The organism is Pseudomonas sp. AC247, assembly GCF_979258015.1.
The window spans coordinates 5,525,584-5,550,336 of sequence record NZ_OZ409829.1; the positions used below are offsets into that span (position 1 = coordinate 5,525,584).

General features: G+C 60.6%; 22 protein-coding genes. 9 read left to right on the forward strand and 13 right to left on the reverse strand.

The window, feature by feature from the left end; translation table 11 throughout:
• Nucleotides 1-275 precede the first annotated feature (275 nt).
• From ACZZ0B_RS25080 to ACZZ0B_RS25090, 3 genes are read left to right on the forward strand one after another with little or no spacing between them, the layout of a single operon-like run.
• Complete coding sequence (locus ACZZ0B_RS25080) at nucleotides 276-1,874, forward strand: ABC transporter permease (RefSeq protein WP_463546472.1); 1,599 nt, start codon at nucleotides 276-278, stop codon at nucleotides 1,872-1,874.
• Complete coding sequence (locus ACZZ0B_RS25085; RefSeq protein ID WP_158830319.1) at nucleotides 1,871-2,686, forward strand: ABC transporter ATP-binding protein; 816 nt, start codon at nucleotides 1,871-1,873, stop codon at nucleotides 2,684-2,686. The genes ACZZ0B_RS25080 and ACZZ0B_RS25085 overlap by 4 nt, the downstream gene beginning before the upstream one ends.
• A gap of 13 nt (nucleotides 2,687-2,699) precedes the next feature.
• On the forward strand, nucleotides 2,700-4,310 hold the full coding sequence (locus ACZZ0B_RS25090; protein ID WP_158830318.1) for an arylsulfatase: 1,611 nt from the start codon (nucleotides 2,700-2,702) through the stop codon (nucleotides 4,308-4,310).
• 129 nt (nucleotides 4,311-4,439) lie between these two features.
• Here the strand turns inward: ACZZ0B_RS25090 and ACZZ0B_RS25095 are convergent, their stop codons facing one another.
• Nucleotides 4,440-5,513, reverse strand: a complete 1,074-nt coding sequence (locus ACZZ0B_RS25095; protein WP_463546473.1) for a fatty acid desaturase — start codon at nucleotides 5,511-5,513, stop codon at nucleotides 4,440-4,442.
• 100 nt (nucleotides 5,514-5,613) lie between these two features.
• Between ACZZ0B_RS25095 and ACZZ0B_RS25100 the strand changes: the two genes are divergently transcribed.
• Nucleotides 5,614-6,618 carry an AraC family transcriptional regulator gene (locus ACZZ0B_RS25100; RefSeq protein WP_397480860.1) on the forward strand — a complete coding sequence of 335 codons (1,005 nt, stop codon included), beginning with the start codon at nucleotides 5,614-5,616 and terminating at the stop codon, nucleotides 6,616-6,618.
• A 103-nt stretch (nucleotides 6,619-6,721) separates the two neighbouring features.
• Here ACZZ0B_RS25100 and ACZZ0B_RS25105 read toward each other — a convergent pair whose 3' ends face one another.
• Nucleotides 6,722-8,107 carry a heavy metal sensor histidine kinase gene (locus ACZZ0B_RS25105; protein WP_463546474.1) on the reverse strand — a complete coding sequence of 462 codons (1,386 nt, stop codon included), beginning with the start codon at nucleotides 8,105-8,107 and terminating at the stop codon, nucleotides 6,722-6,724.
• Nucleotides 8,097-8,777: a heavy metal response regulator transcription factor gene (locus ACZZ0B_RS25110; RefSeq protein WP_008080043.1), complete on the reverse strand. Its 681-nt coding sequence runs from the start codon at nucleotides 8,775-8,777 to the stop codon at nucleotides 8,097-8,099. The genes ACZZ0B_RS25105 and ACZZ0B_RS25110 overlap by 11 nt, the downstream gene beginning before the upstream one ends.
• Nucleotides 8,778-8,912: 135 nt before the next feature.
• Here ACZZ0B_RS25110 and ACZZ0B_RS25115 point away from each other — a divergent pair, with 135 nt between their 5' ends.
• Both ACZZ0B_RS25115 and uraH read left to right on the forward strand, forming a co-directional pair.
• Nucleotides 8,913-9,398, forward strand: coding sequence for a GlcG/HbpS family heme-binding protein (locus ACZZ0B_RS25115; protein ID WP_440096729.1), 486 nt, complete (start codon nucleotides 8,913-8,915; stop codon nucleotides 9,396-9,398).
• Nucleotides 9,399-9,410: 12 nt separating this feature from the next.
• Nucleotides 9,411-9,821, forward strand: coding sequence for a hydroxyisourate hydrolase (uraH, locus tag ACZZ0B_RS25120; protein ID WP_008080038.1), 411 nt, complete (start codon nucleotides 9,411-9,413; stop codon nucleotides 9,819-9,821).
• A 161-nt stretch (nucleotides 9,822-9,982) separates the two neighbouring features.
• On the opposite strand, the gene ACZZ0B_RS25125 is transcribed toward uraH, so the two are convergent.
• Complete coding sequence (locus ACZZ0B_RS25125; protein ID WP_008080036.1) at nucleotides 9,983-10,660, reverse strand: Crp/Fnr family transcriptional regulator; 678 nt, start codon at nucleotides 10,658-10,660, stop codon at nucleotides 9,983-9,985.
• 84 nt (nucleotides 10,661-10,744) lie between these two features.
• On the opposite strand from ACZZ0B_RS25125, the gene ACZZ0B_RS25130 reads away from it, so the two are divergent.
• A complete protein-coding gene (locus ACZZ0B_RS25130; protein ID WP_440096731.1) occupies nucleotides 10,745-11,269 on the forward strand; it encodes an Mpo1 family 2-hydroxy fatty acid dioxygenase in 525 nt (174 codons plus the stop codon).
• A 44-nt stretch (nucleotides 11,270-11,313) separates the two neighbouring features.
• On the opposite strand, the gene ACZZ0B_RS25135 is transcribed toward ACZZ0B_RS25130, so the two are convergent.
• The 9 genes from ACZZ0B_RS25135 to dibA form a co-directional block, all read right to left on the reverse strand.
• Complete coding sequence (locus ACZZ0B_RS25135; protein ID WP_440096732.1) at nucleotides 11,314-13,524, reverse strand: GMC family oxidoreductase; 2,211 nt, start codon at nucleotides 13,522-13,524, stop codon at nucleotides 11,314-11,316.
• A complete protein-coding gene (locus ACZZ0B_RS25140) occupies nucleotides 13,521-14,033 on the reverse strand; it encodes a sorbitol dehydrogenase (RefSeq protein ID WP_440096733.1) in 513 nt (170 codons plus the stop codon). Before ACZZ0B_RS25140 ends, ACZZ0B_RS25135 begins: the two co-directional genes overlap by 4 nt.
• A complete protein-coding gene (locus ACZZ0B_RS25145; protein WP_463546475.1) occupies nucleotides 14,030-15,397 on the reverse strand; it encodes a cytochrome C in 1,368 nt (455 codons plus the stop codon). The genes ACZZ0B_RS25140 and ACZZ0B_RS25145 overlap by 4 nt, the downstream gene beginning before the upstream one ends.
• A 242-nt stretch (nucleotides 15,398-15,639) precedes the next feature.
• Nucleotides 15,640-16,629, reverse strand: a complete 990-nt coding sequence (locus tag ACZZ0B_RS25150; RefSeq protein WP_007963490.1) for a sulfate/molybdate ABC transporter ATP-binding protein — start codon at nucleotides 16,627-16,629, stop codon at nucleotides 15,640-15,642.
• Between the two features lie 3 nt (nucleotides 16,630-16,632).
• Nucleotides 16,633-17,505 carry a sulfate ABC transporter permease subunit CysW gene (gene cysW, locus ACZZ0B_RS25155; protein ID WP_008080021.1) on the reverse strand — a complete coding sequence of 291 codons (873 nt, stop codon included), beginning with the start codon at nucleotides 17,503-17,505 and terminating at the stop codon, nucleotides 16,633-16,635.
• A 13-nt stretch (nucleotides 17,506-17,518) separates the two neighbouring features.
• Nucleotides 17,519-18,337 (reverse strand): sulfate ABC transporter permease subunit CysT, encoded by an 819-nt coding sequence (gene cysT, locus ACZZ0B_RS25160; RefSeq protein ID WP_008080019.1) that lies wholly within the window; start codon nucleotides 18,335-18,337, stop codon nucleotides 17,519-17,521.
• 204 nt (nucleotides 18,338-18,541) lie between these two features.
• On the reverse strand, nucleotides 18,542-19,555 hold the full coding sequence (locus ACZZ0B_RS25165; RefSeq protein ID WP_158830308.1) for a sulfate ABC transporter substrate-binding protein: 1,014 nt from the start codon (nucleotides 19,553-19,555) through the stop codon (nucleotides 18,542-18,544).
• A 144-nt stretch (nucleotides 19,556-19,699) separates the two neighbouring features.
• Nucleotides 19,700-19,882 (reverse strand): sulfur starvation response protein OscA, encoded by a 183-nt coding sequence (gene oscA, locus ACZZ0B_RS25170; RefSeq protein ID WP_007917682.1) that lies wholly within the window; start codon nucleotides 19,880-19,882, stop codon nucleotides 19,700-19,702.
• Between the two features lie 323 nt (nucleotides 19,883-20,205).
• The gene (gene dibA, locus ACZZ0B_RS25175; RefSeq protein ID WP_463546476.1) at nucleotides 20,206-22,125 is read right to left on the reverse strand and encodes a phosphodiesterase DibA; all 1,920 of its coding nucleotides are present in this window, start codon (nucleotides 22,123-22,125) and stop codon (nucleotides 20,206-20,208) included.
• Between the two features lie 146 nt (nucleotides 22,126-22,271).
• On the opposite strand from dibA, the gene desA reads away from it, so the two are divergent.
• Both desA and ACZZ0B_RS25185 read left to right on the forward strand, forming a co-directional pair.
• The gene (gene desA / locus ACZZ0B_RS25180; protein ID WP_440096736.1) at nucleotides 22,272-23,453 is read left to right on the forward strand and encodes a delta-9 fatty acid desaturase DesA; all 1,182 of its coding nucleotides are present in this window, start codon (nucleotides 22,272-22,274) and stop codon (nucleotides 23,451-23,453) included.
• A 234-nt stretch (nucleotides 23,454-23,687) separates the two neighbouring features.
• Complete coding sequence (locus ACZZ0B_RS25185) at nucleotides 23,688-24,677, forward strand: GGDEF domain-containing protein (protein ID WP_008080002.1); 990 nt, start codon at nucleotides 23,688-23,690, stop codon at nucleotides 24,675-24,677.
• Nucleotides 24,678-24,753: the final 76 nt, after the last annotated feature.

Sequence of the window (24,753 nt, forward strand, 5' to 3'; positions counted from 1 at the left end):
ACGGGGCTTGCGGCGGCGTATGCATTAACAGCATCGAAAATATTCTTCGAATGCATTGGATGCGCATGGGCTGGAGGCCTTAAATGGCCTCGCTTATCTCTCAAATGAATCTTTATCAGGTTTGTTATAACCATTTGTTTTTAGCTAATACCGCTAAAGATCGCAGCCTTCGGCAGCTCCTACAGGAGCATCGCAATCCCATGTAGGAGCTGCCGCAGGCTGCGATCTTTTGATCTTGACTCGATCTCGATCCAACCCGACAACGGAGGTCACCCATGGCCCGTCAATCCCTGCTCAGCCTGCCGCTGCCGGTGCCGCCGCTGAAACGCCGACGCACCTGGCCCAGCATCAATCAACGCGTGTTGCCATGGCTGCTGCCGCTCAGTCTGTTCGCCCTGTGGTGGCTGGCCGCGCGCAATGCCTGGATGAGCGAGCAGATCCTGCCCGCGCCATCACTGGTGTGGAACAGCGCCGTCGAGCTGGCGCATGGCGAGCTGTGGAGCCATCTGTGGATCAGCCTGCAGCGCTTGTTCTGGGGTTTGCTCGCAGGGATTTCGGCCGGTGCGGTATTGGGGGCGGCGCTGGGTTTCAGTCCGCGTCTTGAACGCTTGATCTTCCCGACCTTCGCCGGTCTGTCGCAGGTGCCGACGCTGGCGTGGATTCCCTTGTTCATGGTGTTTTTCGGCATCGGCGAAGTGCTGAAACTGGTGGTGCTGATCAAAGCCATCGTCGTTCCGGTGACCTTGCATACATTGGTCGGCGTACGCGATGCACAGCCAAAATTGCGCGAAGCCGCCGCCGTCTTGCGCCTGCCGCCGCACCTGTTGATTCGTCGACTGGTACTGCCCGCCGCCCTCCCCGCATTCATGGCCGGCGTGCGTCTGGCGCTGGCGGCCGGCTGGACCTCGTTGCTGGCGGTCGAGCTGCTCGCTTCCAGTGAAGGCATCGGTTACCTGATGGTCTGGGCACGCCAGCTGTTCATGCTCGACATCGTCTTTGTGTGCATTGTGGTCATCGGTGTGATCGGCGTGGCGATGGATCGCGGCATCGGCCTGCTGGACCGAAAACTGGTGCACTGGCCGCACCCGGCCACTGCTGAAATTCGTCGCGGCCCGCGCTATCAAGGCTGGCAGAGTCTGCAACCGTGGCTGTTGCCGCTCGGTTTGCTGGCACTGTGGCAACTGGCCAACGATCAGCAATGGGTCGACGCCAATATTCTGGTCAGCCCATTCGCCGTGTTGAGCACCACGTGGGATGGCTTGCTCGACGGCACGCTGATCAGCGGCATGGCGCTGAGCCTGGGGCGTACCCTTGGTGGTTTGCTGTTGGGTGGTGGCCTCGGTTTCGCCCTTGGCCTGCTGCTGGGTCTGTCGCGCACCAGTGAAAGACTGCTCGGCCCGACCCTCGCCGCCCTGCGCCAGATTGCCATCTTCGCCTGGGTGCCATTGCTCACCGCGTGGTTCGGTCTCGGTGAACTGGCGAAGTGGGTATTCGTCGCCCTCGCCGCTTTCTTTCCGCTGTTTATCGCCACCCAGCGCAGCGTCGCCAACCTCTCGCCGCAACTCAACGAAGCCGCGCAAGTACTGCGCCTGAGCCTCGGCCAGCGCCTGCGCCGCCTGGTGCTGCCGGGCGCCGCACCGGGGATTTTCGCCGGCCTCCGGCTGAGTCTGATCTACGCCTGGCTCGGCACCATCGGCGCCGAATATTTCATGCCGTCGAATGGCGGCATCGGCAGCCAGATGATCGGCGCACAACAACTGCTGCGCATGGACCTGATCATGGCCGGCATGCTCCTCGTCGGCTTGACCGGCGCCCTGCTCAACCTCATTGGCCAACGCCTGGAAATTCGCGCGACCCGCTGGAGACACGCATGAACGCACCCATTGTCAGCTTCAACCACGTAGGCAAATCCTTCGACGTCGACGGTTTCGAACTGGAGGCGATTCGCGAATTCAACCTGGACATTGCCGAAGGCGAATTCGTCGCCATTGTCGGTTCCAGCGGTTGCGGCAAATCGACGTTACTGCGCTTGCTGGTCGGTCTCGACACGCAATTTCGCGGGCAGATCACCGTCGACGGCAAAGCCGTCAGCGGCATCGGCGGCGAGCGCGGCATTGTCTTCCAGGAACACCGTTTATTCCCGTGGCTGACCGTCGCCGACAACATCGGCCTGGGCCTGGTCAACGAGCCGCTGAGCACTGCGCAGAAACAACAACGGATCAACGATTTCATCGATCTGGTCGGCCTGCGCGACTTCACCCGCGCCTATCCGCACCAGCTCTCCGGCGGCATGGCGCAGCGCGTGGCGATTGCTCGTGGCCTCGTCGCCAGCCCGCGCATTCTGCTGCTCGACGAACCCTTTGGCGCGCTCGATGCGTTGACCCGCCAACAAATGCAGGACGAGCTGTTGGCGATCCGCGCCCGCGCGAAAATCACCACAATCCTCGTTACCCACGATGTCGAAGAAGCGATCTTTCTTGCCGACCGCGTGGTGGTGATGGAGCCGCGTCCGGGGCGGATCAAGCAAGTGGTCGACATCGCCCTGCCCCACCCGCGCCAGCGCAGCAGTTTCGACTTCCATCAGTTGCGTGAAGAGCTGCTGCACGAGCTGACCAGTGATGACCATTACCAACCGAGCGTGCCGGTACAGATCCGCGATCTGCCGCTGACGTTCATTGCCTGCTGAACAGGAGTTTTCGATGCCGCAACGTCCCAATTTTCTGGTGATTCTGGCCGACGATCTCGGCTTCTCCGACCTCGGCGCGTTCGGCGGTGAAATCGCCACGCCGCACCTCGATGCCCTGGCCAGCAACGGCCTGCGCCTGACCGATTTTCATACCGCACCGACCTGCTCGCCGACTCGTTCGATGCTGCTGACCGGCACCGACCACCACATCGCCGGCATCGGCACCATGGCCGAAACCCTGACCCCGGAGCTGATCGGCAAACCGGGTTATGAGGGTCACCTCAATGACCGCGTCGTCGCGCTGCCCGAGCTGCTGCGTGAAGCCGGTTACCAGACGTTGATGAGCGGCAAGTGGCACTTGGGCCTGACCGCCGAGCTGGCCCCGCATGCCCGGGGTTTCGAGCGTTCGTTCTCGCTGCTGCCCGGCGCCGCCAACCACTATGGCTTCGAACCGACCTACGACGAACAGACCCCGGGCCTGCTGAAATCGACGCCGGCGCTGTACATCGAGGACGACACCTTCATCGACGAATTGCCCAAGGATTTCTATTCCTCCGATGCCTTCGGCGACAAGTTGCTGCAGTACCTCAAGGAGCGTGACCAGACCCGGCCATTCTTCGCTTACCTGCCGTTCTCTGCGCCGCACTGGCCGTTGCAGGCGCCGGCCGACCTCGTCGAGAAGTACCGTGGCCGCTATGACGCCGGCCCGGAAGTGCTGCGTCTGGAGCGCCTGGAAAAACTCAAAGCCCTGGGCCTGATCGAGCCGGACGTCGAGCCGCATCCGCTGATTCAATTGACCCAACAGTGGGACGCGCTGAGCGAGGAACAACAACAGATTTCGGCGCGGGCGATGGAGGTCTACGCAGCGATGGTCGAGCGCATGGACTGGAACATCGGCCGGGTCGTCGAATACCTGCGCCAGCAGGGGCAACTCGACAATACGTTCATCCTGTTCATGTCCGACAACGGTGCCGAAGGCGCGCTGCTCGAAGCCTTTCCCAAATTCGGCCCGGAACTGGTCGCGTACCTCAGCCAACATTACGACAACAGCCTCGACAACATCGGTCGGGCCAATTCCTATGTCTGGTATGGGCCGAACTGGGCGCAGGTGGCGACCGCGCCATCGCGTTTGTTCAAAGCGTTTACCACCGAAGGCGGGATTCGCGTGCCGGCGCTGCTGCACTATCCGCAGCTGGCGATCAAAGGGCAGATCAGCCACGGCTTCGGCACGGTGATGGACATCACGCCGACGATTCTCGATCTGGCCGGAGTACGCCATCCGGGCAAGGTCTGGCACGGCAAACCGGTGGCGCCGTTGCGTGGCAAATCGTGGCTGGGGTTCTTGTCGGGCGAGACGGCGCAGGTGCATGACGAGCACACGGTGACGGGTTGGGAATTGTTCGGGCGAAGGGCGATTCGGCAGGGATCGTGGAAAGCGGTGTGGATCCCCGGGCCAGTGGGGCCGGCGACTTGGCAGCTTTATGATTTGAGCAGTGATCCGGGGGAAATTCATGATCTGGCGTTGAGTCGGCCGGAGAAGCTCAGCGCGTTGATCGGGCATTGGCAGCAGTATGTCGAGGAGACCGGGGTGATTCTCAGCGAGTCGCCTTTCCAGCCGGATTGAGGGTGCCTGGTATAACGCTATCGCTGGCAAGCCAGCTCCCACAGGGTGCGATGCCGTTCACAAAACCAATGAATGACATAAAACTTGTGGGAGCTGGCTTGCCAGCGATGAGGCCCTCAAATTCAACCTTCAAGCCTGAGCTGTACGCACCTCTTCCTGCGCAACCGCATCTTTGCGAACAAACCGGTTCGCCCGCCCAAACGTCCCAAAATCATTAAACCTCACGCCCATCTCGCGCATCACCTTATGCGCCACCGGCACGGTCATCTGGCGGATATAAAACGGCTCCTTCACCACAAAATGATGAATCCCGTGACTGCTGCCAAAGTTGAAGCAGAACGCCTGCAGCGGCCACAACCACCAAGGGTTCAACACCTGGCACTGTTGCAGCACATTGCCCAGTTCAACATCGCCGTAGTAATGCATGTTCGAGCTGATGAAGTGCAGGCAAAACGTACGCAAAACATTCGGGCCGATGATCACCACAGCGGCGATATCGATCACCTGCATCACCGACAACGTCGTCGCTGACCATTCGATCGGCGCACCCAGCAGGTACGCGATGCCATTGGCCGCATGAAAACCGAGAAACACATACCACGCACCCCAATGCACCAGCGCCAGCGGCGCGTACACCTTCAACGTGCGCTTGATGATGCTGAACTTGTGCGCCCAGGTCTTGGCTCGCAGCATGCGGATAAACGCCGACATCACGTTGTCGCCAACCATCAGCAAACGCGCAAAACCCCACGGCTCGCCGTTGGTGATCGCGCGTTCTTCCATGTCGGTTTCGGTGCCGGAGACCTTGTGGTGATTGAGGTGCAGATGGCGACGAATCCACGGGTTGATCGTGCTCGGCCGCGCCAGCCACACCAACCCCATCATCAAATTGTGCGGCACGCGCTGCTTGCGGAAATACATGCTGTGGATCAGGTCGTGCTCCAGCTCATGGGTCAGCGAAGCGAAAAACGCGTTGAGCAACAGACACGCCCACCACGCCATGTGGCCTGTGATGTACAGCGTCGCCGAGCCAACCATCCCGATCAGGGCAAACGCCAGAATCCCCGCCCCCAGCGCGTCCTGATGCTGGAGAATCGGGTAGCGCTCACGCAATTCAACGCCTTTGGCCAGCACCACTTGGCGAATGTGTGCTGATCGCTGGGCCGCATTGTGTCGCTGGGGACTTGCAGAAGTACCGCCCATGCTTCCATCCTCGGGTTTATGATGTTCGCATCGTGCCTCGCCGGGGCTTGAATCGCGGTAGCCGAGAACGCCAACCTGTTGACCGGAAGCGCCAATCAGCATGAAGGAACCGACCTCCCTCGCCAGCTGGACCCGTGCCTTGCGCAAGCAACTCGATGCGCTGGGGCTGGACAGCATTGCCCTGTGCCAACAGGCCGGGCTCGACCCCAATTTGATGGACGACCCCAATGCGCGCTATCCGCTGTCCGGCACCACGCGCCTGTGGGAAATTGCCGTGCAGGTCAGCGGCGACCCGGCGATTGGTTTGCGCGTGTCGCGGTTCGTCAGCCCGACCACGTTCCATGCCCTCGGTTATGCGCTGGTGGCCAGCGGCAGTTTGCGCGAGGTGTTCGAGCGCATCGTGCGTTATCACCCGGTGGTCAGCGATGCGCTGGAACTGGAACTGAGCCGCAGCGACGACCGCTATCAATTTCGTCTGAAAATTCCGTCAGGCAATCCGGCGCCAGCCTTCGAAGCCATCGATGCCTTCACCGCGATCTACGTGCGCACCTGCCGCAATCGCCTCGGCCGCGATTACGCGCCACTCGCCGTGTATCTGCGCCGTCCGGAACCAACCGACGCGCACCAATGGCACAAAGTCTTTCGCGCCCCGGTGCATTTCGGCTGTGCCGAGGATCGCCTGGAGTTCGCCCTCGCCGACTTCGACAGCCACCTCGACGACGCCAACCCGGAACTTGCCGAACACAACGAGGCTGTTCTCAAACGCACGATGGCCCAACTCCAGCCGCTGACCTGGGAGCGCAAGGTGCGCGATGCCATTGAAGAACAACTGCCGGAAGGTGAGCCGAGCGCAGAACGGATTGCCCAGGCGTTGCATTTGAGCTTGCGCAGCTTGCAACGGCATCTGGCGGATGAGGGTTGTCGCTTTGATACGTTGTTGAACGAGAGCCGCGAGAATCTGGCGCTGCTGCACCTGCGCGATCCGCAGTGTTCGTTGAGTGAGGTGAGTTATCTGCTCGGGTTCGCTGATACCAGCAGCTTCAGCCGCGCCTTCAAGCGCTGGACGGGGATGACGCCGGGGCAGTTTCGTGATGGGTTGCGTTGATCCAGAACCGGGTTGTCTGATCTGGCGCCATCGCGAGCAGGCTCACTCCTACAGGAGGAACGCATTCCAACTGTAGGAGTGAGCCTGCTCGCGATAGCGTCCTTTAATTCACCACAAACCCCAGCTCAAAAACAGTGCCGTCAGCATCACTAATCACCCGCACCTGTCCCCCATGCAGTTGCATGATCGACTGCACGATCGCCAACCCCAACCCACCCGAATCCCCCGGCTCCGCCCGTGAAGGATCGACGCGGTAGAAGCGGTCGAACAGCTTGCTCAGATGCTCCTGCGCAATCGCCGGGCCATGGTTGTGCACTTGCAACCAGCACGCACCCGCCTCGTCCCGGCGACGCAAACTGATCACCGATCCTTGATCGGCATGACGCACAGCATTGGCCAACAGATTGCCAAGCGCCCGTTGCAACAACTGTTGATCAGCAAGCAACTCACCGTGCAGTTGATTGTCCAGCCGCAGATCCCGGTCATCCGCCAACGCTTCAAAATAATCACACAGCTCACCGCCAACGCTGGGCAAATCCAGGGTTTGCAGATTGAGCGCTCGCTCGGCCTGTTCGGCACGGGCAAGGAACATCAGGTTTTCCGCCATGCGCTTGAGCCGTTCGAACTCTTCCATGTTCGACGCCAGCACTTCCTGATATTCCTCGGTGCTGCGCGGGTGATTCAGCGCCTGGCCGTTGCTCGCCAGCAAAGTGTGCAGTGGCGTGCGGATTTCGTGGGCGAGGTCGGCGGAGAACTGCGACAGGCGCTGCACGCTGTCGTCCAGTCGCGCGAGCATGCCGTTGAGCGCCTGCACTGGTTCAAGCAGTTCGGCGGGCGTGCCATTGGCGGGCAGGCGTTGGTCGAGGCTGCGCAGGTCGATGCCGCGCACTGCTTCGCTCAACTGACGCAGCGGTTGCAGGCCCCGGCGCAGCAACAGCAAGCCCAAGGCAAAAGCGAGCAACGCACCGAGGCCAACCGACAGATACAAGCGCATGCGATAGCTGCCGAGCATCTGCTCGCGCTCGCTCAGCACCTTGCCGGCGATGATCGTCAGCGGCTCGCCGTTCGGCCCCTGCGCTTCGCCGGACAAGAGCGCCAGTTCAGCACCGTCCGGCGCTTGCCACGTCAGCACATCGGGACGCTGTGGCGTTTGCTCGCGGGGGATCGCGTTCAGCGGTGGTAGATCGCGTTGGCGTGGATTGATCGCGATCACGCTCGACCCATCCGCACGCCGCACCAGCAACAGGCTGTCGAGATTGCCGAGCATGTTCTGATACAAACGTGGTCGAGCCTGCAAAGCCCCTAGGCTGTCGCTGTCGGCGAGTAAGGCGCGCACTTGCTCCAGCCGACCGAGCAACGCGAGGTCGTCGCGGTAGGCGATTTCCGAGGCCAGCGAGCGATAGAGAAACACGGCAATGGCGCTCAGCACCAAAGCGCAGACCAATGCGAACGCCAGCGCCAGGCGCCAGGCGATCGACCTAGAGCGCATCGTCAGGGGCTTCCAGCTGATAACCGACGCCACGCACCGTATGGATCAGTTTCGGCATGTACGGGTCATCGACTTTCGCGCGCAAACGGCGCACCGCGACTTCGACCATGTTGGTGTCGCTGTCGAAATTCAGGTTCCACACCTGCGAAGCAATCAGCGTGCGCGACAGCACTTCGCCCTGGCGACTGGCGAGCAGTTGCAGCAGGGCGAATTCCTTGTTGGTCAGGGCGATGCGCTGGCCACCACGGCTGACGCGGCGGCGCAGCACGTCGATTTCCAGATCGGCGATGCTGTACGACTCGGCTTCGCGCATCGGCCCGCGCCGCAGCAAGGTGCGCACGCGCGCGAGCAGTTCGGCGAAGGCGAAGGGTTTGAGCAAGTAATCGTCGGCGCCCAGTTCGAGGCCGCGCACGCGGTCTTCAATGGCGTCCTTGGCAGTCAGGAACAGCACCGGCGTGGCGCCGCGCTGGCGGATCAGTTGCAGCAATTGCCAGCCATTGAGACCGGGGAGCATCACGTCGAGGATGATCAGGTCATATTCCTGCTGCTCGATAAAGTAGCGCCCATCGAGACCGTTGAGCGCCACGTCCACGGCAAAACCCGACTCGCCCAGGCCTTTGGCGAGGAAATTCGCGGTTTTGGCTTCATCTTCTACGACCAGCAAACGCATGGCACACCTCGATTGATAGGCACACAGGCTAGGCGCCTTCGGCGGCGTTGCCCATTACAAACTTGTAATCAGACTGACGAGGTTCTGACGAAGACCGGCGATTAAGGTGGCGACCTCAGCTTTTGGAGCCTGCCCATGACCGTCAAATACTTCGTTGCAAGCCTGATGATCGGCCTCAGTGGCGCGGCTGTCGCCAGCCCTGAACTGCCACGTCACGCCGACCTCGACCTGAAAACTGCACGCCTGCTCGCCGACACAGCGATGAGCAATTGCACCGGCACGGTGTCGGTGCTCGACCGTGGCGGCAATCTGCTGGTGACCCTGCGCGGCGATGGCGTCGGCTCGCACAACACCGCTGCCAGCCAGCGCAAGGCGTACACCGCGCTGTCGACCAAAACCGCCACTCGTTTGTTCGCCGAACGCGCTCGCAGCAATCCGCAAACCGCCAACCTCAACACCCTCGACGAATTGCTGCTGCTTGGCGGCGGTATTCCGCTGTTCGCGGCTGATGAACTGGTCGGTGCGATGGGCGTGGCCGGTTCCGGCGGCGGCGAGCAAGACGAAAACTGTGCAATCAAGGCGGCCGAGAAGGCCGGTCTGGCCACTACCCGTTCCCAATAAGGAGATGCATCGATGAATACTTTGCGCATGACTTTCGCCGCGCTCGGCCTGAGTGCTTTTTCAAGCCTGGCGCTGGCCGCCGGTAATCCGTTGAGCGTGCATGTGCTCAATCTGGAAAACGGCCTGCCTTCGCCGGGCATTAACGTGACCCTGGAAAAACATGTCGGCGAGAACTGGCAGCCTCTGGCTCAGGGTACAACCAATGAACAAGGGCGGATTGCCGAACTGTTCCCGGCCAAACAGCCTTTTGAAGCGGGCGAATACCGCGTGGTGTTCAAGACCGGCGAGTACTTCAAGAAGGTCAAGCACGACACGTTCTTCCCGGAGATCCCGGTGATCTTCGAGGTAAAACAGACCGATCAGCATTACCACATCCCGCTGCTGCTCAGCCCGTACGGCTTCTCGACCTATCGCGGCTCCTGATCCCCACAAAAATCCCCTGTTGGAACTGGCAACTGTGGCGAGGGGATTTATCCCCGTTGGACTGCGCAGCAGTCCCATTTTTCAGGGCCGCTGCGCGCCCCAGCGGGGATAAATCCCCTCGCCACAAGTATGGGTTTCCACTGTGGATGAATGTGGCGCCGTTAGATCGTGGCCAGGGCGCGCAATCGTGCGGCGTCGAGGATTTCGATCTCGCCGTACCCGAGGCCGATAATTCCCTGTCCCTGCAAATCCTTGAGGATCTGGTTGGTGGTCTGCCGCGACAGCGACAGCATCGACGCCAGTTGCTCCTGCGGCAGCTGCAGCACTCGGCGCGGCGCGTCGAGTTCGCCGTAACCTTCGGCAATCATCAGCAAGCGATGGGCCAGACGCGCCGGGGCCGGCAGCAAGCTCAGTTGTTCCAGATTGATAAAGGCCAGGCGCAGTTTGTGGCTCATCAGCAGCGCCAGATGTCGCCAGTACAGCGGCTGTTCTTCGAGCAGTTTCAGCATCGTTGCCTGCGGGATATTCAGCAGCGTACACGGCCCGACTGCATACGCATCATGGGTGCGCGGCTGACCATCGAACAGGCAGATTTCGCCGAACCAGTGCGGCGCCTCCACCAGACTCAACAACGCCTCCTTGCCCTGCTCGCTCACCGCGCCGATGCGCACCGCACCCTCGAGCACCGCGTACAAACCGCACGGCGCGTCGCCGCGCTGGAACAACCGTTGCCCCGCCGTCAGCCGCCGCTCCCGGGCCGCCGCCAGCAGGCTATCCTGAAAGGATGCCGGCAGATGGCTGAACCACTGGCCGCTTATCAGCCGTGAACGTATTTGCATAAACACTCCTGGATTGTCGCCTGCCTGACAGAGCGAACCCTGATCCCGAGGGATGATGCGATCAACCCTAACGGAGGAACAACAATGAAAAGCCTCGTCGACCATCTCAGTCAATACGCCGCCTACCACCGTGATCCGCGCAACATCGCCAGCCACTTTATCGGCATTCCGCTGATCGTGGTGGCCGTCGCGGTATTGTTGTCGCGGCCGGAATGGTCGCTGGGCGGGTTGTGGATATCTCCAGCCGTTATCGTGGCGCTGGCCTCGGCGTGGTTTTACCTCAGATTGGAAGTGAAGCTCGGCGTATTGATGACCGTGCTGATGGGCCTTTCCGTCTGGGCCGGGCATGCGCTGGCGCAGCAGAGCACCCTGATCTGGCTGAGCAGCGGCCTGGCGATGTTTGTGATCGGCTGGGTGATCCAGTTTGTCGGGCATCACTACGAAGGGCGTAAACCGGCGTTTGTCGATGACCTCAGCGGGCTGATCGTCGGGCCGCTGTTTGTGGTGGCGGAAGTGGCGTTCATGCTCGGTCTGCGCCAGGAATTGAAGCAGGCGATTGAACAGCGCTCAGGCCCGGTGACCCTGCGCGAACACAAAATCGCTCATTGAAAATTCAGGCGAGGTGCACCGCCGCGCACCTCGCCTGACGGGTTTTACAGCGTACCGAACGTCACCTGCACCGTCAGCGCGCCCTGATTGTCGGCGAGCCCGACACCGTAGCGGCCGTCCAGATCGTCGTTGATGCACAGCTGCAATTCGCCCTGCTGCCCCGGCGGAATCGGCGCCAGATCGCCGATCAGAAACGGCGCCCCGGTACTGCCGATCCGCCCGATCAACGCACCCTCATTGGCGCCCGGCAAGGTGTAACCGGGTTTGGCGATCAGCCCTGCGCTGCCGTTGCCATCGACCATGCCCCCGACCGGACTAGCGAACCAGCGCCCGCTGAGGTAACGCACCAGGCGCGGGCTCGGCCCGTTGATCTGCACGCCGGTGCCCTGCCAGGGCTGATTGGCCTGAACCTGCACCGTGGCGGTTTTCAGGTCGTTGGCCAAGGTGTCGCCGGCCTGAATTGATAACGCGGCGATGGTCAGGCTCGGGTTTGAAGTGCCGGTGCTGGGAAACACGCCATCGCCGACCAGGAACAGGTTTCGGTGATCCCAGCTGCGCTGATCCTTGTCGACCACCGAGGTCAGCGGGTTGTCGCCCATGCGGTAGGTGCCCATCAAATGGCCGGCGCCCTGGAAGCTGTATTCGTCGCCCTTGTAGGTGAACCGTCCCGGTGGCAGAAGCTTGGTCAACTCGGTGGCGCCGAGCAGTTCAGTGATGATGTGCGTGGCGAGGAGTTTCGCCTGGCGGAAGCCTTCCTTGGTGTAGTCGGACAAGTCGTAGTGAATCTCCGGGCGCGGAATGCCCAGGCGATCCTTGTACTGCGTCGACGGCACGATGTAGCAGTTGGCGTTATCCGGATCGTCCTCGACTTGTTCCACCAGAAAACCGATGCGGAACTGGCGGGTCAGCAAGTCGTTGAGTTTTTGTACCAGCGCTGTGCCATACAACACTTGCTGCGGGCCCTTGGCCGGAGGCAGTGGATTGGTGGCGCTGCCGTTGCTGCCATCGATCAGGTCGGCGACGGTGACGTAGGGATCGCCCACCGGCCAGTTGAAACCTTCATTGCCGATCTCGATCCGCCACGCCGCACGCTGACTGCGAAAGGCACCGTCGCGCAGGCTTTCGATACCCGCCGTCGATACCGGGCCGCGATAGGGAAATACCGCTTTGCCTTCCGGCATCAAACCCCAGGCCAGGTAGATCGGATGATCCGCCAGGCTGCGCCCGACCTGTCCGCTGCTGTTGGCCACGCCTTTGGGCCACGCGGGGCTGGTGGAGTTGAGCAGCAGTTTCGGCGTCTCGATGGCATGGGCGGCAATCACATAGCGCTGGCCTACCGCGACACCAGTCCCGGTCGGTGGGCCATCGCCCAACTGGTATTGAATGAACTCGATGCCACTGATGGATTTGTCCGCCGCCACCGTGACTTTGCTCGCCACGGTTTTGTACAGCACCCGCACATTGCCGGTGTTCAGCGCGTTGTTCAGGGTGACGGTGGCGTCGTACTTGGCCTGGATCGGGCAGATCGGTGTGCAGTTGGTGTTGCCGGCGCACACCCGACGTCCCGCGTAGGGCTGCGAATTGCGTCCCGCCGGTGTCGGGCTGACCACCAGTGGCAAGCCGTCAAACGACTGGCCCTGAACCGCCGCGACAAAACTGCCATCGACCAGTGACAACGGAATGCTGGTCATCGGGAATTGATAACCATCGGGGAACGTCATCCCCAGATACGCCTGATCCGCCACATTGGCGGCCACGCCGATTTCCGCCTCGGCCCGGCAGTAAGCGCTTTGCAGATCGTTGTAGCTGATCGGCCAGTCGACGCCGACGCCGTACAGTGACTTCAGGCGAAAGTCGTTGGGCACCATGCGCAGGCAGGTCGCAACCCAATGCCAAGTGGTGCCGCCGCCGACCCGTTCATAGGTGCTGGTAAAGGCCAGTGGGCCCTTTTGCACCAGGTAGCTGACCTCGGGATTGTCCCAGCCGAGAATCAGGTCGGCGATGGTCGCGCGCGGCGCATTCTGCTCGGCCGGCTTGCGCGGCGTGTCCAGCGTGCTCACCGGTGGATAGGGCGATTCCGGGGTCTTCAGGGTCGCCGTGTAAAAGCGTTCCAGATACTGATTACGGTTGGCCGGCACTTCCGGCCCCGATTCCAGTACCAACACTTTCACCCCGGCCAGACCCAATTGATAGGCGATGATGCTGCCGGCCAGACCGGCACCGACGATCACCACGTCCGCTTGTTCGGTACTCATGACGACGCTCCTTGTTGTCCGCTGGCGGGAACCCCGGTGAAGTCTTCAAGGCTGGGCGGTACTTCGTTCCAGTAACCGAAGAAGAACTCGCTGTAACCCATGGGATGCGCCTGGGCGATTCTCCATGCCCAGCTCTGCGTGTAGGCCTGATCGGAAACGACCATCTGATCACCGGGCTGGTGGCTGCCGACGGCATACGGCTGATACCAGACGCCCAGCAACCACAGCTTCATGATCGAACGGGCGGCTTGCGCCGTTTGCGTGGTGGCCGGTTGCGCGCCGTTCATCAATACGGCCTCGGCGATCTGATCGGGCGGCACTTTATCGGCGAGCAGCGTTGCGTACTGGGTCAACAATGCCTGCAACACCGAGGTGGTGATGCGCGGTTCGATGAAGGCCAGAAACTGCGTCGGCAGATCGATCGGGTCGACCGAAGGCGCGATAAAGGTGAGCGGGATGCCCGTCAGGGCCGATGACAGCCCGGCGAAATTTTTCAGATCGGTGCTCATGGCTGACTCCTTGTCGCGCCCGTCGATTGTGCGCGTTCGAGCAAGTAGGTGAAGTCCGCGAAACTGGTGCGCGGCGATTCGGTGACGTGGGTGGCGGCATTACCGTGACAGGCGATGCAACTGGACGAGGCTTGCGGCACGGTGCCCTGGATGTAGGTTTCCAGAGTGGTGTTGGCGAGGAACGAAGGCGCCGGGCGGCCCAGGGGCTCGGTTTTCGAGATCTGGCACGGTGGCTGCGGCGTCAATGTCGGCCATTGCGTGCTGATCAACTGATAGTTGGCCCAGACACTCTTCGGGTTCACCGTGCGCAACAGCGTCTGATAGGTGCTGTTGAGGGTTTTGGTGGCCGGCGTCAGTGAGGCCTCGCGAACGATCTGCGACGGCGTGGCCTTGACCGCCGGGTTCCACGGGCGCGGCGGTGGCTGATTGACAGGAGCCTGACTGCTGGCGTTGTAGAACAGATACGGGCCTTTGCGCTCGGCCACCGGGGTGGACTGCTCCGGCACGTTGTCGACATGTTCGAAGGTCGACCAGACCCACTGCGGCGCGCTGCTGGTCTTGTGCACGATGTGCAGACCGACCAGCCCGACGGGTTCGGCCTTGCACGATTCAGGCACCACCGGGCCCTTGCTCGGGTCGCTGTTGCCCGGGGTGTAAACCAGCGCATCGACCGTATGGAAGTTCTCGCGACGGTCGCTGCCATCGAGGACCTTCCAGGAGGCCTTGACCATCAGCGAGCCGACCTGGCGGGTGTCGCTATTGCCGCAACTGAACGCCACCGTGTTCTTCGGATCCGCCGCGAAAAACTTCTGCTGGCCCTGAACGCTGTACAGACCGTTGTTGACGATGTCGTCAAACATCGGCTGGTTGACCACTATTTCGTTGCGCGTATACACGCCGCTCTGATCGACCAGCGGCCCGCTCTCAAACGGCTGGATAAACTCATCGAGTACGTCCGGTACTTTGCCCATCTGTTGCAGCAAACGTCCGGAACCCAAACCTTCACAGGCTTTGGGAAGGGTCGCTGGCGCATTCCAGGGGTTGGGTGTCTGGCCGTTGGCGAGGAATATCTGATAACTCTCTTTCCAGCTCTCCCAGACCGTCGCGCCATCCTGTTGGCCGATCGGCGTGCCGGTGTTCGGGTCACCGTTGTCCAGCGCCGGCCAGTTCAAGGCGATAAACGTCTGCCACGACATTTCATCGAAGTTCTGCTGCAGGCTGGTCAGGGAAAACGGCGGGGTCGCCGTAACATCGAAAGGTATCTGCGTGGACAGCGTCGGGTCGGCGCTGGCCAATGGGCTCAACATTGCGCCGAACAGCGCGCAGCCGAGCCACGGCGCGGGCCGGTGGACTTCCATTCTCATCGTCATCTCCTTGGCATCAGGGCCCAGGAGATACGCCGGTCCGTCATGGACTCTTCACTGCGCCTCCTGGCACAGACAGGAGATTAGGCAAGGAACCGCTCAAGGTTGTCGGGGGCGTTAGACCAAATCGAGTTAAGTCCAATAGCCACACGACACACCTCCCTGTAGAAGCTGCGGCACGCTGCGATCTGTTGATATTCAAAATCACTATCAAAGATCGCAGCGCCCGCAGTTCTTTGGCGTTAGAGACTGGCGACTTTCTGCCAGACCTTCGGCTTGAAGAACAAGGTTTCACCCTTGGCCAAGCCGATCAGGCTGTCGTGGTCTTTCACCACTTCGGCTTCGATCAGATCAGTCTGCCCTTCGACCTTCAACGTCACCCGCGTGGTCGCGCCCAACGGCCGGATGTCGCGTACTTCGGCGGCGTGGTGGTCTTCCAGTTCGTGTTTGGACAACGACACTTCGTGCGGGCGGAACAGCACGTGATTGTCGTCGCTCAGCAGCAAGCGGTTCGAATCGCCGAGGAAGTGATAAACGAAATCGCTGGCCGGGTTCTCGTAGACGTCGCCCGGTGAACCGATCTGCTCGATCACGCCTTTGTTCATCACCACGATACGGTCGGCGACTTCCATCGCTTCTTCCTGGTCGTGGGTCACGAACACGGAGGTCAGGTTGATGTCTTCGTGCAACCGCGCCAGCCAGCGGCGCAGCTCTTTACGCACCTTGGCGTCAAGGGCGCCGAAGGGCTCGTCGAGCAGCAGGACCTTTGGTTCCACCGCCAAGGCACGGGCCAAAGCGATGCGCTGGCGCTGACCACCGGACAACTGCTCCGGATAACGATCCGACAGCCAATCCAGTTGCACCATGTTCAGCAGTTCGTGAACCTTGGTCGCGATCTGGCTTTCGCTCGGGCGCTGGTTTTTCGGTTTCATGCGCAGGCCGAACGCGACGTTGTCGAACACGGTCATGTGGCGGAACAAGGCGTAGTGCTGGAACACGAAACCGACGTTGCGATCACGCACGTCGTGGCCGGAAACGTCTTCACCGTGGAAAACGATATTGCCGTTATCCGGGGTTTCCAGACCGGCGATAATCCGCAGCAGCGTGGTCTTGCCGCAGCCCGAGGGGCCGAGCAGCGCGACCAGTTCACCGCTGTGGATATCCAGGCTGATGTTGTCCAGCGCCTTGAACGCATTGAAATTCTTGCTGACGTTACGCACTTCGATCGACATGAATTATTCCTCTGCGGCGCTGGCGCGCAGGCGGTTGATACGGTTTTCGCTCCACTGCTTGGCCAGCAGGATGAAGAGCGCCAGGATCAGCAACAGGCTCGCCACGGCGAACGCGGCCACGTGGTTGTATTCGTTGTAGAGGATCTCGACGTGCAGCGGCAAGGTGTTGGTCACCCCACGAATGTGCCCGGAAACCACCGACACCGCACCGAATTCACCCATGGCCCGCGCGGTACACAGCACCACGCCATAGATCAGGCCCCACTTGATGTTGGGCACGGTGACATGCCAGAACATCTGCCAGCCATTGGCGCCGAGCAGGCGAGCGGCTTCCTCTTCCTGCGTGCCTTGTTCCTGCATCAGCGGGATCAGCTCACGAGCCACAAACGGCACGGTGACGAAAATCGTCGCCAGCACGATGCCCGGCAAGGCGAAGACGATCTGGATGTCGTGATCCTGCAGCCACGGCCCGAACAGGCCTTGCGCGCCAAACATCAGCACATAGACCAGACCGGCGATCACCGGCGAGACCGAGAACGGCAGGTCGATCAGCGTCACCAGCATGCTCTTGCCACGGAACGAGTATTTGCTCACGCACCATGCGGCGCTGACGCCGAACACCAGGTTCAGCGGCACCGAAATCAGCACGGCGAACACGGTGAGTTTCAGCGCCGACAGTGCGTCCGGTTCAAAGATCGCGGTGAAGAATGCGCCGAGGCCATTTTTCAAACCCTGCGATACGACGATGAACAACGGCAACAGCAGAAACAGGAAAAACACCAGCCAGCCAAGGCCGATCAGGATTCTGCGCGAAGTGGCACTGCCACGGCGTGCAGCGTTGGCCGAAGAGGCGGCCGCAATAGACGATTGGGACATTGTTCGCGCCTCCTTATGGGGTTTCGATGCGCCGCTGCAGCAAGTTGATCAGCAGCAACAGGACGAAGGAAACCACCAGCATCAGCACGCCGATGGCGGTAGCGCCGGTGTAATCGTATTGGTCGAGTTTGACCATGATCAGCAGCGGCAGAATCTCGGTTTTCATCGGCATGTTGCCGGCGATGAAAATCACCGAACCGTACTCGCCGACGCCACGCGCGAACGCCAGGGCAAAACCGGTCAGCCAGGCGGGCAGCAGCGCGGGGACGAGGATGTGGCGGAACACCTGCAAGGGTTTCGCACCGAGGCACGCGGCGGCTTCTTCGACTTCACGAGGGATGTCGGCCAGCACCGGTTGCACCGTGCGCACCACAAACGGCAGGGTGACGAAGGTCAGCGCGAGGGTTATACCGAGTGGGGTGTAAGCGATTTTGAAACCGAGGTCGGCAGCGAATTGCCCGACCAGACCGGCCGGCGCGTACAGCGCGGTCAGCGCGATACCGGCAACGGCTGTCGGTAGGGCAAACGGCAGATCGATCATCGCGTCGATCACCTTGCGCCCGGGGAAGGTGTAGCGCACCAGCACCCACGCCAGCAGCGTACCGATGATGCCGTTGATGATCGCGGCACACAGCGCGGTGCCGAAGCTCAGCTTCAATGCCGCCAGCACCCGCGGTGCGGAGATGATCGCCCAGAACTGATCCCAGGTGAGTTGAGCGGCGTGGACGAACATCGCCGCCAGCGGGATAAGCACAATCAGGCTGAGGTACACCAAGGTGTAACCCAGCGTCAGCCCGAAGCCGGGTATGACGGGGGAGATACGACGCGACATAAAAGTCCTTGGTTAAAAACGCATCAATGTGGGAGTGAACTTGTGGTGAGGGGATTTATCCCCGTTGGGCTACGCAGTAGCCCCAAAATCGGCAAATGCGGAAAACCAGATACACCGCATGTGATGGTTTTGGGGCAGCTTCGCTGCCCAACGGGGATAAATCCCCTCGCCACAAAAGCCCGCTCCCACAGTTTTGTAGTCAGATTACTGCGCCTGATAAATCTGGTCGAACACACCACCGTCGTTGAAGAATTTCGGTTGCGCGGTTTTCCAGCCGCCGAAGTCCTTGTCGATGGTCACCAGATCCAGTTTCGGGAACTGCTGGGCGTATTTGGCAGCGACTTCTTTGTCACGCGGACGGTAGAAGTTTTTCGCGGCGATTTCCTGCCCGGCCGGGCTGTACAGGTGCTTGAGGTAGGCTTCGGCGATCTGCTCGTTGCCTTTCTTCTCGGCGTTCTTGTCGACCACGGCCACTGGCGGCTCGGCGAGGATCGACAGCGAAGGCACGACGATGTCGAACTTGTCCGCACCGCCATCTTCTTTCAGCGCCAGGAACGCTTCGTTTTCCCAGGCCAGCAACACGTCACCCTGACCGTTGTTGACGAAGGTAATGGTCGAACCGCGTGCACCGGTGTCGAGAATCGGCACGTGCTTGAACAGGGTCTGGACGTATTCTTTGGCTTTGCCTTCGTCACCGCCGTTGGCTTTCAGGCCGTAGGCCCACGCGGCGAGGAAGTTCCAGCGGGCGCCGCCGGAGGTTTTCGGGTTCGGGGTGATCACCGAGACGTCGTTCTTGACCAGATCGCCCCAGTCCTTGATGCCTTTCGGGTTGCCCTTGCGCACCAGGAAGACGATGGTCGAGGTGTACGGCGTGCTCGCTTCCGGCAGACGCTTCTGCCAGTCGGCGGGCAGGGTCTTGCCAAGTTTGGCGATTTCATCGATGTCGCCAGCCAGCGCCAGGGTTACTACGTCGGCGCGCAGACCGTCGATCACCGCACGGCCCTGCTTGCCCGAACCACCGTGGGATTGCTGGATTTTCACGGTGTCGCCGGCGTGATCTTTCTGCCAGAACTTGATGAATTCAGCGTTGTAGTCCTGATACAGCTCGCGCGTCGGGTCATACGACACGTTGAGCAGTTCGTAATCCTTGGCAACCGCGGAACCGGCAAACACAGCGCTGGCCAGGGCGGCCAAAGCGTAACGGCGAATCGACGACATGGTGAAAGCTCCTGGAATTCTGGTGGTGGCTTTTTCTTATGACTATCTGGAATCGGGTGTGCCGGCTAAAGATCGCAGCCTTCGGCAGCTCCTACATAAATCCCCCGTAGGAGCTGCCGCAGGCTGCGATCTTTTGATCTTCACTCAGCCCGGTTGCTTACCCGGTTGCTGCAAACGAAATTTCTCTTTGCGTTCGATCTGCACGACTTGCGCGTTGTGCACAGTGATCTCCACCGCGCCAAATCGCAGATCGCGCAGTGCGCTCTGGATTTCACGCAAGATGGTGCTTTCGTCCTGACCGTCAACGCTGCGAAGGGATGCGCTCATGGTGCTGCTCCTTTGAATGGGATATGCCTGGCAGTGGGCGGCACTGCGTTCGGCGTGGGAGCAATATAAGAGAGGCGCGGATATTCTTAAAAAGACTATTTAAGAATGTTTATATAACTGAAAAACATTATGTGGCGGGGCAAGGGTTTGCGCCGATCTCAGAGCGACAGATAACCCTGTGGCGAGGGGATTTATCCCCGTTGGGTTGCGAAGCGACCCTGAAAATTTGGGACTGCTGCGCAGTCCAACGGGGATAAATCCCCTCGCCACAGGTTTTGTATTCACCACAGATTTTGTGTGCACCTCAGGTTTTGTGTCAGCTGTCAGCCAATAACAGGTGCTTTCATCCAATCAATCTCCAACGCCGGCACCGGCCGGCCAAACCAGTACCCCTGCCCCAGATCACATGCCTGCTCCAGCAAAAACACTGCCTGTTCCGCCTGCTCGATCCCTTCCGCATGCACCTGCATGCCCATGCTCCGCGCCAGCGCGATGATCACCCGAACAATCGCCGCGTCGTCCTCATCCCACGGCAAACCTGCAACAAATCCCTGATCGATCTTCAATTTCTGCACCGGCAAACGCTTGAGCCTCAGCAGCGACGAATAGCCGGTGCCGAAATCATCAATGGCCAGGCGAATTCCCAGTTCACGCAAACGGTGCATCTGCTCCAGCGCCACTTCCGGATCATCCATCACCGCGCTCTCGGTGACTTCCAGCTCCAGGTAGGCCGGATCCAGCCCGGTATCGCGCAGCACCTGCGCCACTTGTTGATACAGCTCACGACGGGCGAACAATCGCGACGAAACATTCACCGCAACAAACGACAACACCACGCCGGCCTGCTGCCACTCACACATCTGCCGACACGCCTGCTGCATGACCCAAGCGTCGATTTCGGCGATCAGCCCGGTGCGCTCGGCAATCGGGATGAATTCTGCCGGTGATACCAGACCGCGCTGCGGATGCTGCCAGCGCACCAACGCTTCGACGCCGATCAGGCGACTGGTTTTCAGGTCATGCACCGGCTGGTAGTAGACACGCAGTTCCTGTTGTTCCAGCGCGCGGCGCAGTTCAAACGCGATTTCGACGCGTTGCTGGGCGTGGACAGTGAGTTCTTCGGTGTACAGGGCGTAACCGTTGCGTCCGCTGCTTTTGGCCTTGAACAGCGCGGCATCGGCATTGCGCAGCAACTGCTCGGCGCTCAGTGCATCGCTGGGGAACAGGCTGATGCCGATGCTGGCGTTGATGAACAGTTCGTGACCGTCGATGCAGAACGGCTCCTTCAGCGCATCGAGAATGCGCTGGGCCAGTGCCGCCGCCTGCACCGGCTGTGGACAACTTTCCGCGAGCACGGCGAACTCGTCACCTCCGAGGCGCGCCAGGGTGATCCCCGGCCCGAACAGTTCCTGCAAGCGCGCCGCCACCGCCTTGAGCAAGCGGTCGCCGACGTTATGCCCGAGGCTGTCATTGATCATTTTGAAGTGATCGAGATCGAGCATCAGCAAGGCACAGCCGCGCTTGTGGGTCTGCGCCGACGCCAGCGCCTGCTCGGCGCGGTCGCTGAACAGCAGGCGATTGGGCAGGTCGGTCAGCGGGTCATGGTGGGCGAGGCGCTTGAGCTCGGACTCCGAGTCCTTGATCGCGCTGATGTCGGAGAACACCGCCACATAGTGGCTGATCCGCGCCTGATCATCGTGAATGACCCGGATGGTTTGCCACTGTGGATAAATTTCGCCGCTTTTACGCCGGTTCCAGATCTCGCCGCTCCACTCGCCCTGCGACTCCAGCGTGGCAAACATTGCCTGATAGAAACCCGGCGGATGATGGCCGGACTTGAACAGGCTCGGCTGCTGCCCGAGGACTTCTTCGCGCTGATAACCGGTGATCTCCATGAAGGCGCGATTGACGTGCACGATCAACCCCTGATGATTGGTCACCAGCACCCCTTCTCGCGTGCAGTCGAACACCGCTGCCGCCTGACGCAAGCGTTCACGGTCTGCGTGGCGCTCACGCAAACGCGCACCGATTCCCAGAAACGCACACAAACGCGCCCGCGCGAGGAAAATCAGCCCGGCGCTGACCGCCGCAAACAGGTAACCGTTGATCAGTTGCCAGCGGGCAAGATCGACGGAGCTATCGAAGAAATTGTTTAATAAATGATCAGAACCTTGCAGCCAGACAGCGGCAAGCACGAGATAGAGCAGCGCTGCACGCAAGGCATCGCGATAAGTGGCAGACATTCGGCTGTCCATGTCCCTACAAAAAGGTTGGAATTATAGGTCAAGAAACATCCAGCGACTCTTATCTGAAAGGGCGACTGGTTTTATCTGTGTGCTTAGTGATAATGCAACGGCTGTTTTTATCTTTATCGAGGGCCCTATAGCCTATGTGGTACGAAGGTTTTCTTGGCTTGTCGGCCTGGTCTCTGGTCGCAGTCACCCTGCTGATGACCCACGTGACAATTGTCGGCGTCACGGTTTATCTGCACCGTTACTCGGCCCATCGCTCCCTGGAGCTGAATGCTGGCCTGAAACACTTTTTCCGCTTCTGGCTGTGGCTGACCACGGCGCAGAACACCCGCGAGTGGACCGCCATCCACCGTAAACACCACGCCAAATGCGAAACCGAAGACGACCCGCACAGCCCGGTCATCAAGGGTTTGTCCACGGTACTGCGTACCGGCGCCGAGTTGTACCGCGCCGAAGCGCAGAACCCGGAAACCCTGCGCATTTATGGCAAGAACTGCCCGGACGACTGGATCGAGCGCAACGTCTACACGCCGTATCCGCTGTTGGGTGTGGCGATCATGGGCGTCATCGACCTGCTGCTGTTCGGCACCATCGGCATCACCATCTGGGCGATCCAGATGATGTGGATCCCGGTGTGGGCCGCCGGCGTAATCAACGGTCTGGGCCATGCGGTCGGCTATCGCAACTTCGAATGCCGCGACGCGGCGACCAATCTGGTGCCTTGGGGCATCCTGATCGGTGGCGAAGAACTGCACAACAACCATCACACCTACCCTAACTCGGCCAAGCTGTCGGTGAAGAAGTGGGAGTTCGACCTCGGCTGGGCGTGGATCAAAGTCTTCAGTTTCCTGCGTCTGGCCAAGGTTCAGCGTGTCGCACCTATTGCCCATCGCGTGGAAGGCAAAGGCAGTCTGGACATGGACACCGCCATGGCGATCCTCAACAACCGCTTCCAGATCATGGCCCAGTACCGCAAATTGGTGATCGGCCCGCTGGTCAAGCAAGAGCTGGCCAAGGTCGATCATTCGGTACGTCACCAGTTCCACCGCGCCAAGCGTCTGCTGTCGCGGGAAACCAGCCTGCTTGAAGATCGTCACCACTTGCGTATCCAGAACATGCTCGAGCACAGCCAGGCGCTGAAGGTAATTTACGAAAAACGTCTGGCCCTGCAGCAGATCTGGGTCAAGACCAGCGCAAACGGCCACGATATGCTCGCGGCCATCAAAGAGTGGGTTCACGAAGCAGAAGCCAGCGGCATCCAGTCCCTGCGCGACTTTGCCGGCCAACTGAAAACCTATTCTCTACGCCCCACCGCCTGACGGTGTAGCAGCTGCCGCAGGCTGCGATCCTTTGTTTCTGTTTGTTGAAATCAAAAGATCGCAGCCTCGTTTCACGCGACAGCTCCTACAGGCGTGCAGCGATGGCCGCTTGGCAGTATCCGCTAAACACCGGGAACTTCGCCCAAAATCCCCTATCTCAAAGACACTTCGCCATCCCGGCGGGCTGTACTGTGGCCGTTGTCGATTGCGGCACGCCCTTTGAGACTTGTGCCGATGGTCAATAACAACCAAAAAGACTCATCCTTCCCGCAGTGGCCCGAGGCCGCGCAAACCCTTATGGCGTTGATGCACGCGCAAGGCGAAGTCGCCCGCCTGAGCGAACGCGAGCAGCTGTTCAGCTCGCTGCTGGTCAGCGTCAACGCCGTGCTTTGGGCTTTCAACTGGGAAACCCGTCAGGTGCTGTACGTCAGCCCCGCCTATGAACGGATTTTCGGCCGTTCCGCCGGCCTGTTGCTCGCCGACTACAACCAGTGGCGCGACAGCATCTACCCCGACGACCTCGAATACGCCGAACGCAGCCTTGCCGAAGTCCTGCACAAGGGCGCGGTGGAAGATCGCGAATACCGGATCATCGCCGCCGACGGCCAAGTGCGCTGGCTCAGCGACAAATGCTTTATCAATCGTCAGGACGAGCCCGGACAGCCGGTGATCATCGTCGGCATTGCCGAGGACATCACCGACAAGAAGCAGATGGAAACCGAACTGCATCGTCTGGCGACCACTGATGTGCTGACCCAAAGCAGCAACCGCCGTCACTTCTTCGAATGCGCCAACCGCGAGTTCGACGAGGCGCGTCTGCAAGGTTCACCGATGGCGTTCCTGCTGCTGGATATCGATGATTTTAAAATGATCAACGACACCTATGGCCACCCTGAAGGCGACAACGTGCTGCAACGGATTGCCGAGTGCGGGCGTGGATCGTTGCGCCGCGGCGACCTGTTCGGACGCATTGGCGGGGAAGAATTTGCTGCGGTGTTTCCGGGTTGTGCGCCGGACATGGCGATGCAGGTGGCTGAACGGTTGCAGCAGGAGATTCAGCGGTTGAGTTTCAACCACGACGGCCAGACCTTCGCTATCACCGTGAGCCAGGGCCTGACCAGCCTCACCGAAGATGACGAGAACCTCGACAGCCTGTTCGCCCGTGCGGATGCGGCAATGTACGAGGCCAAGCGCCAGGGCAAGAACCGCATCATCTCTGCCTGAATATTCGATTTGAAATGCGACCTGTGGCGAGGGGATTTATCCCCGCTGGACTGCGCAGCAGTCCCCTGCTTTTTTA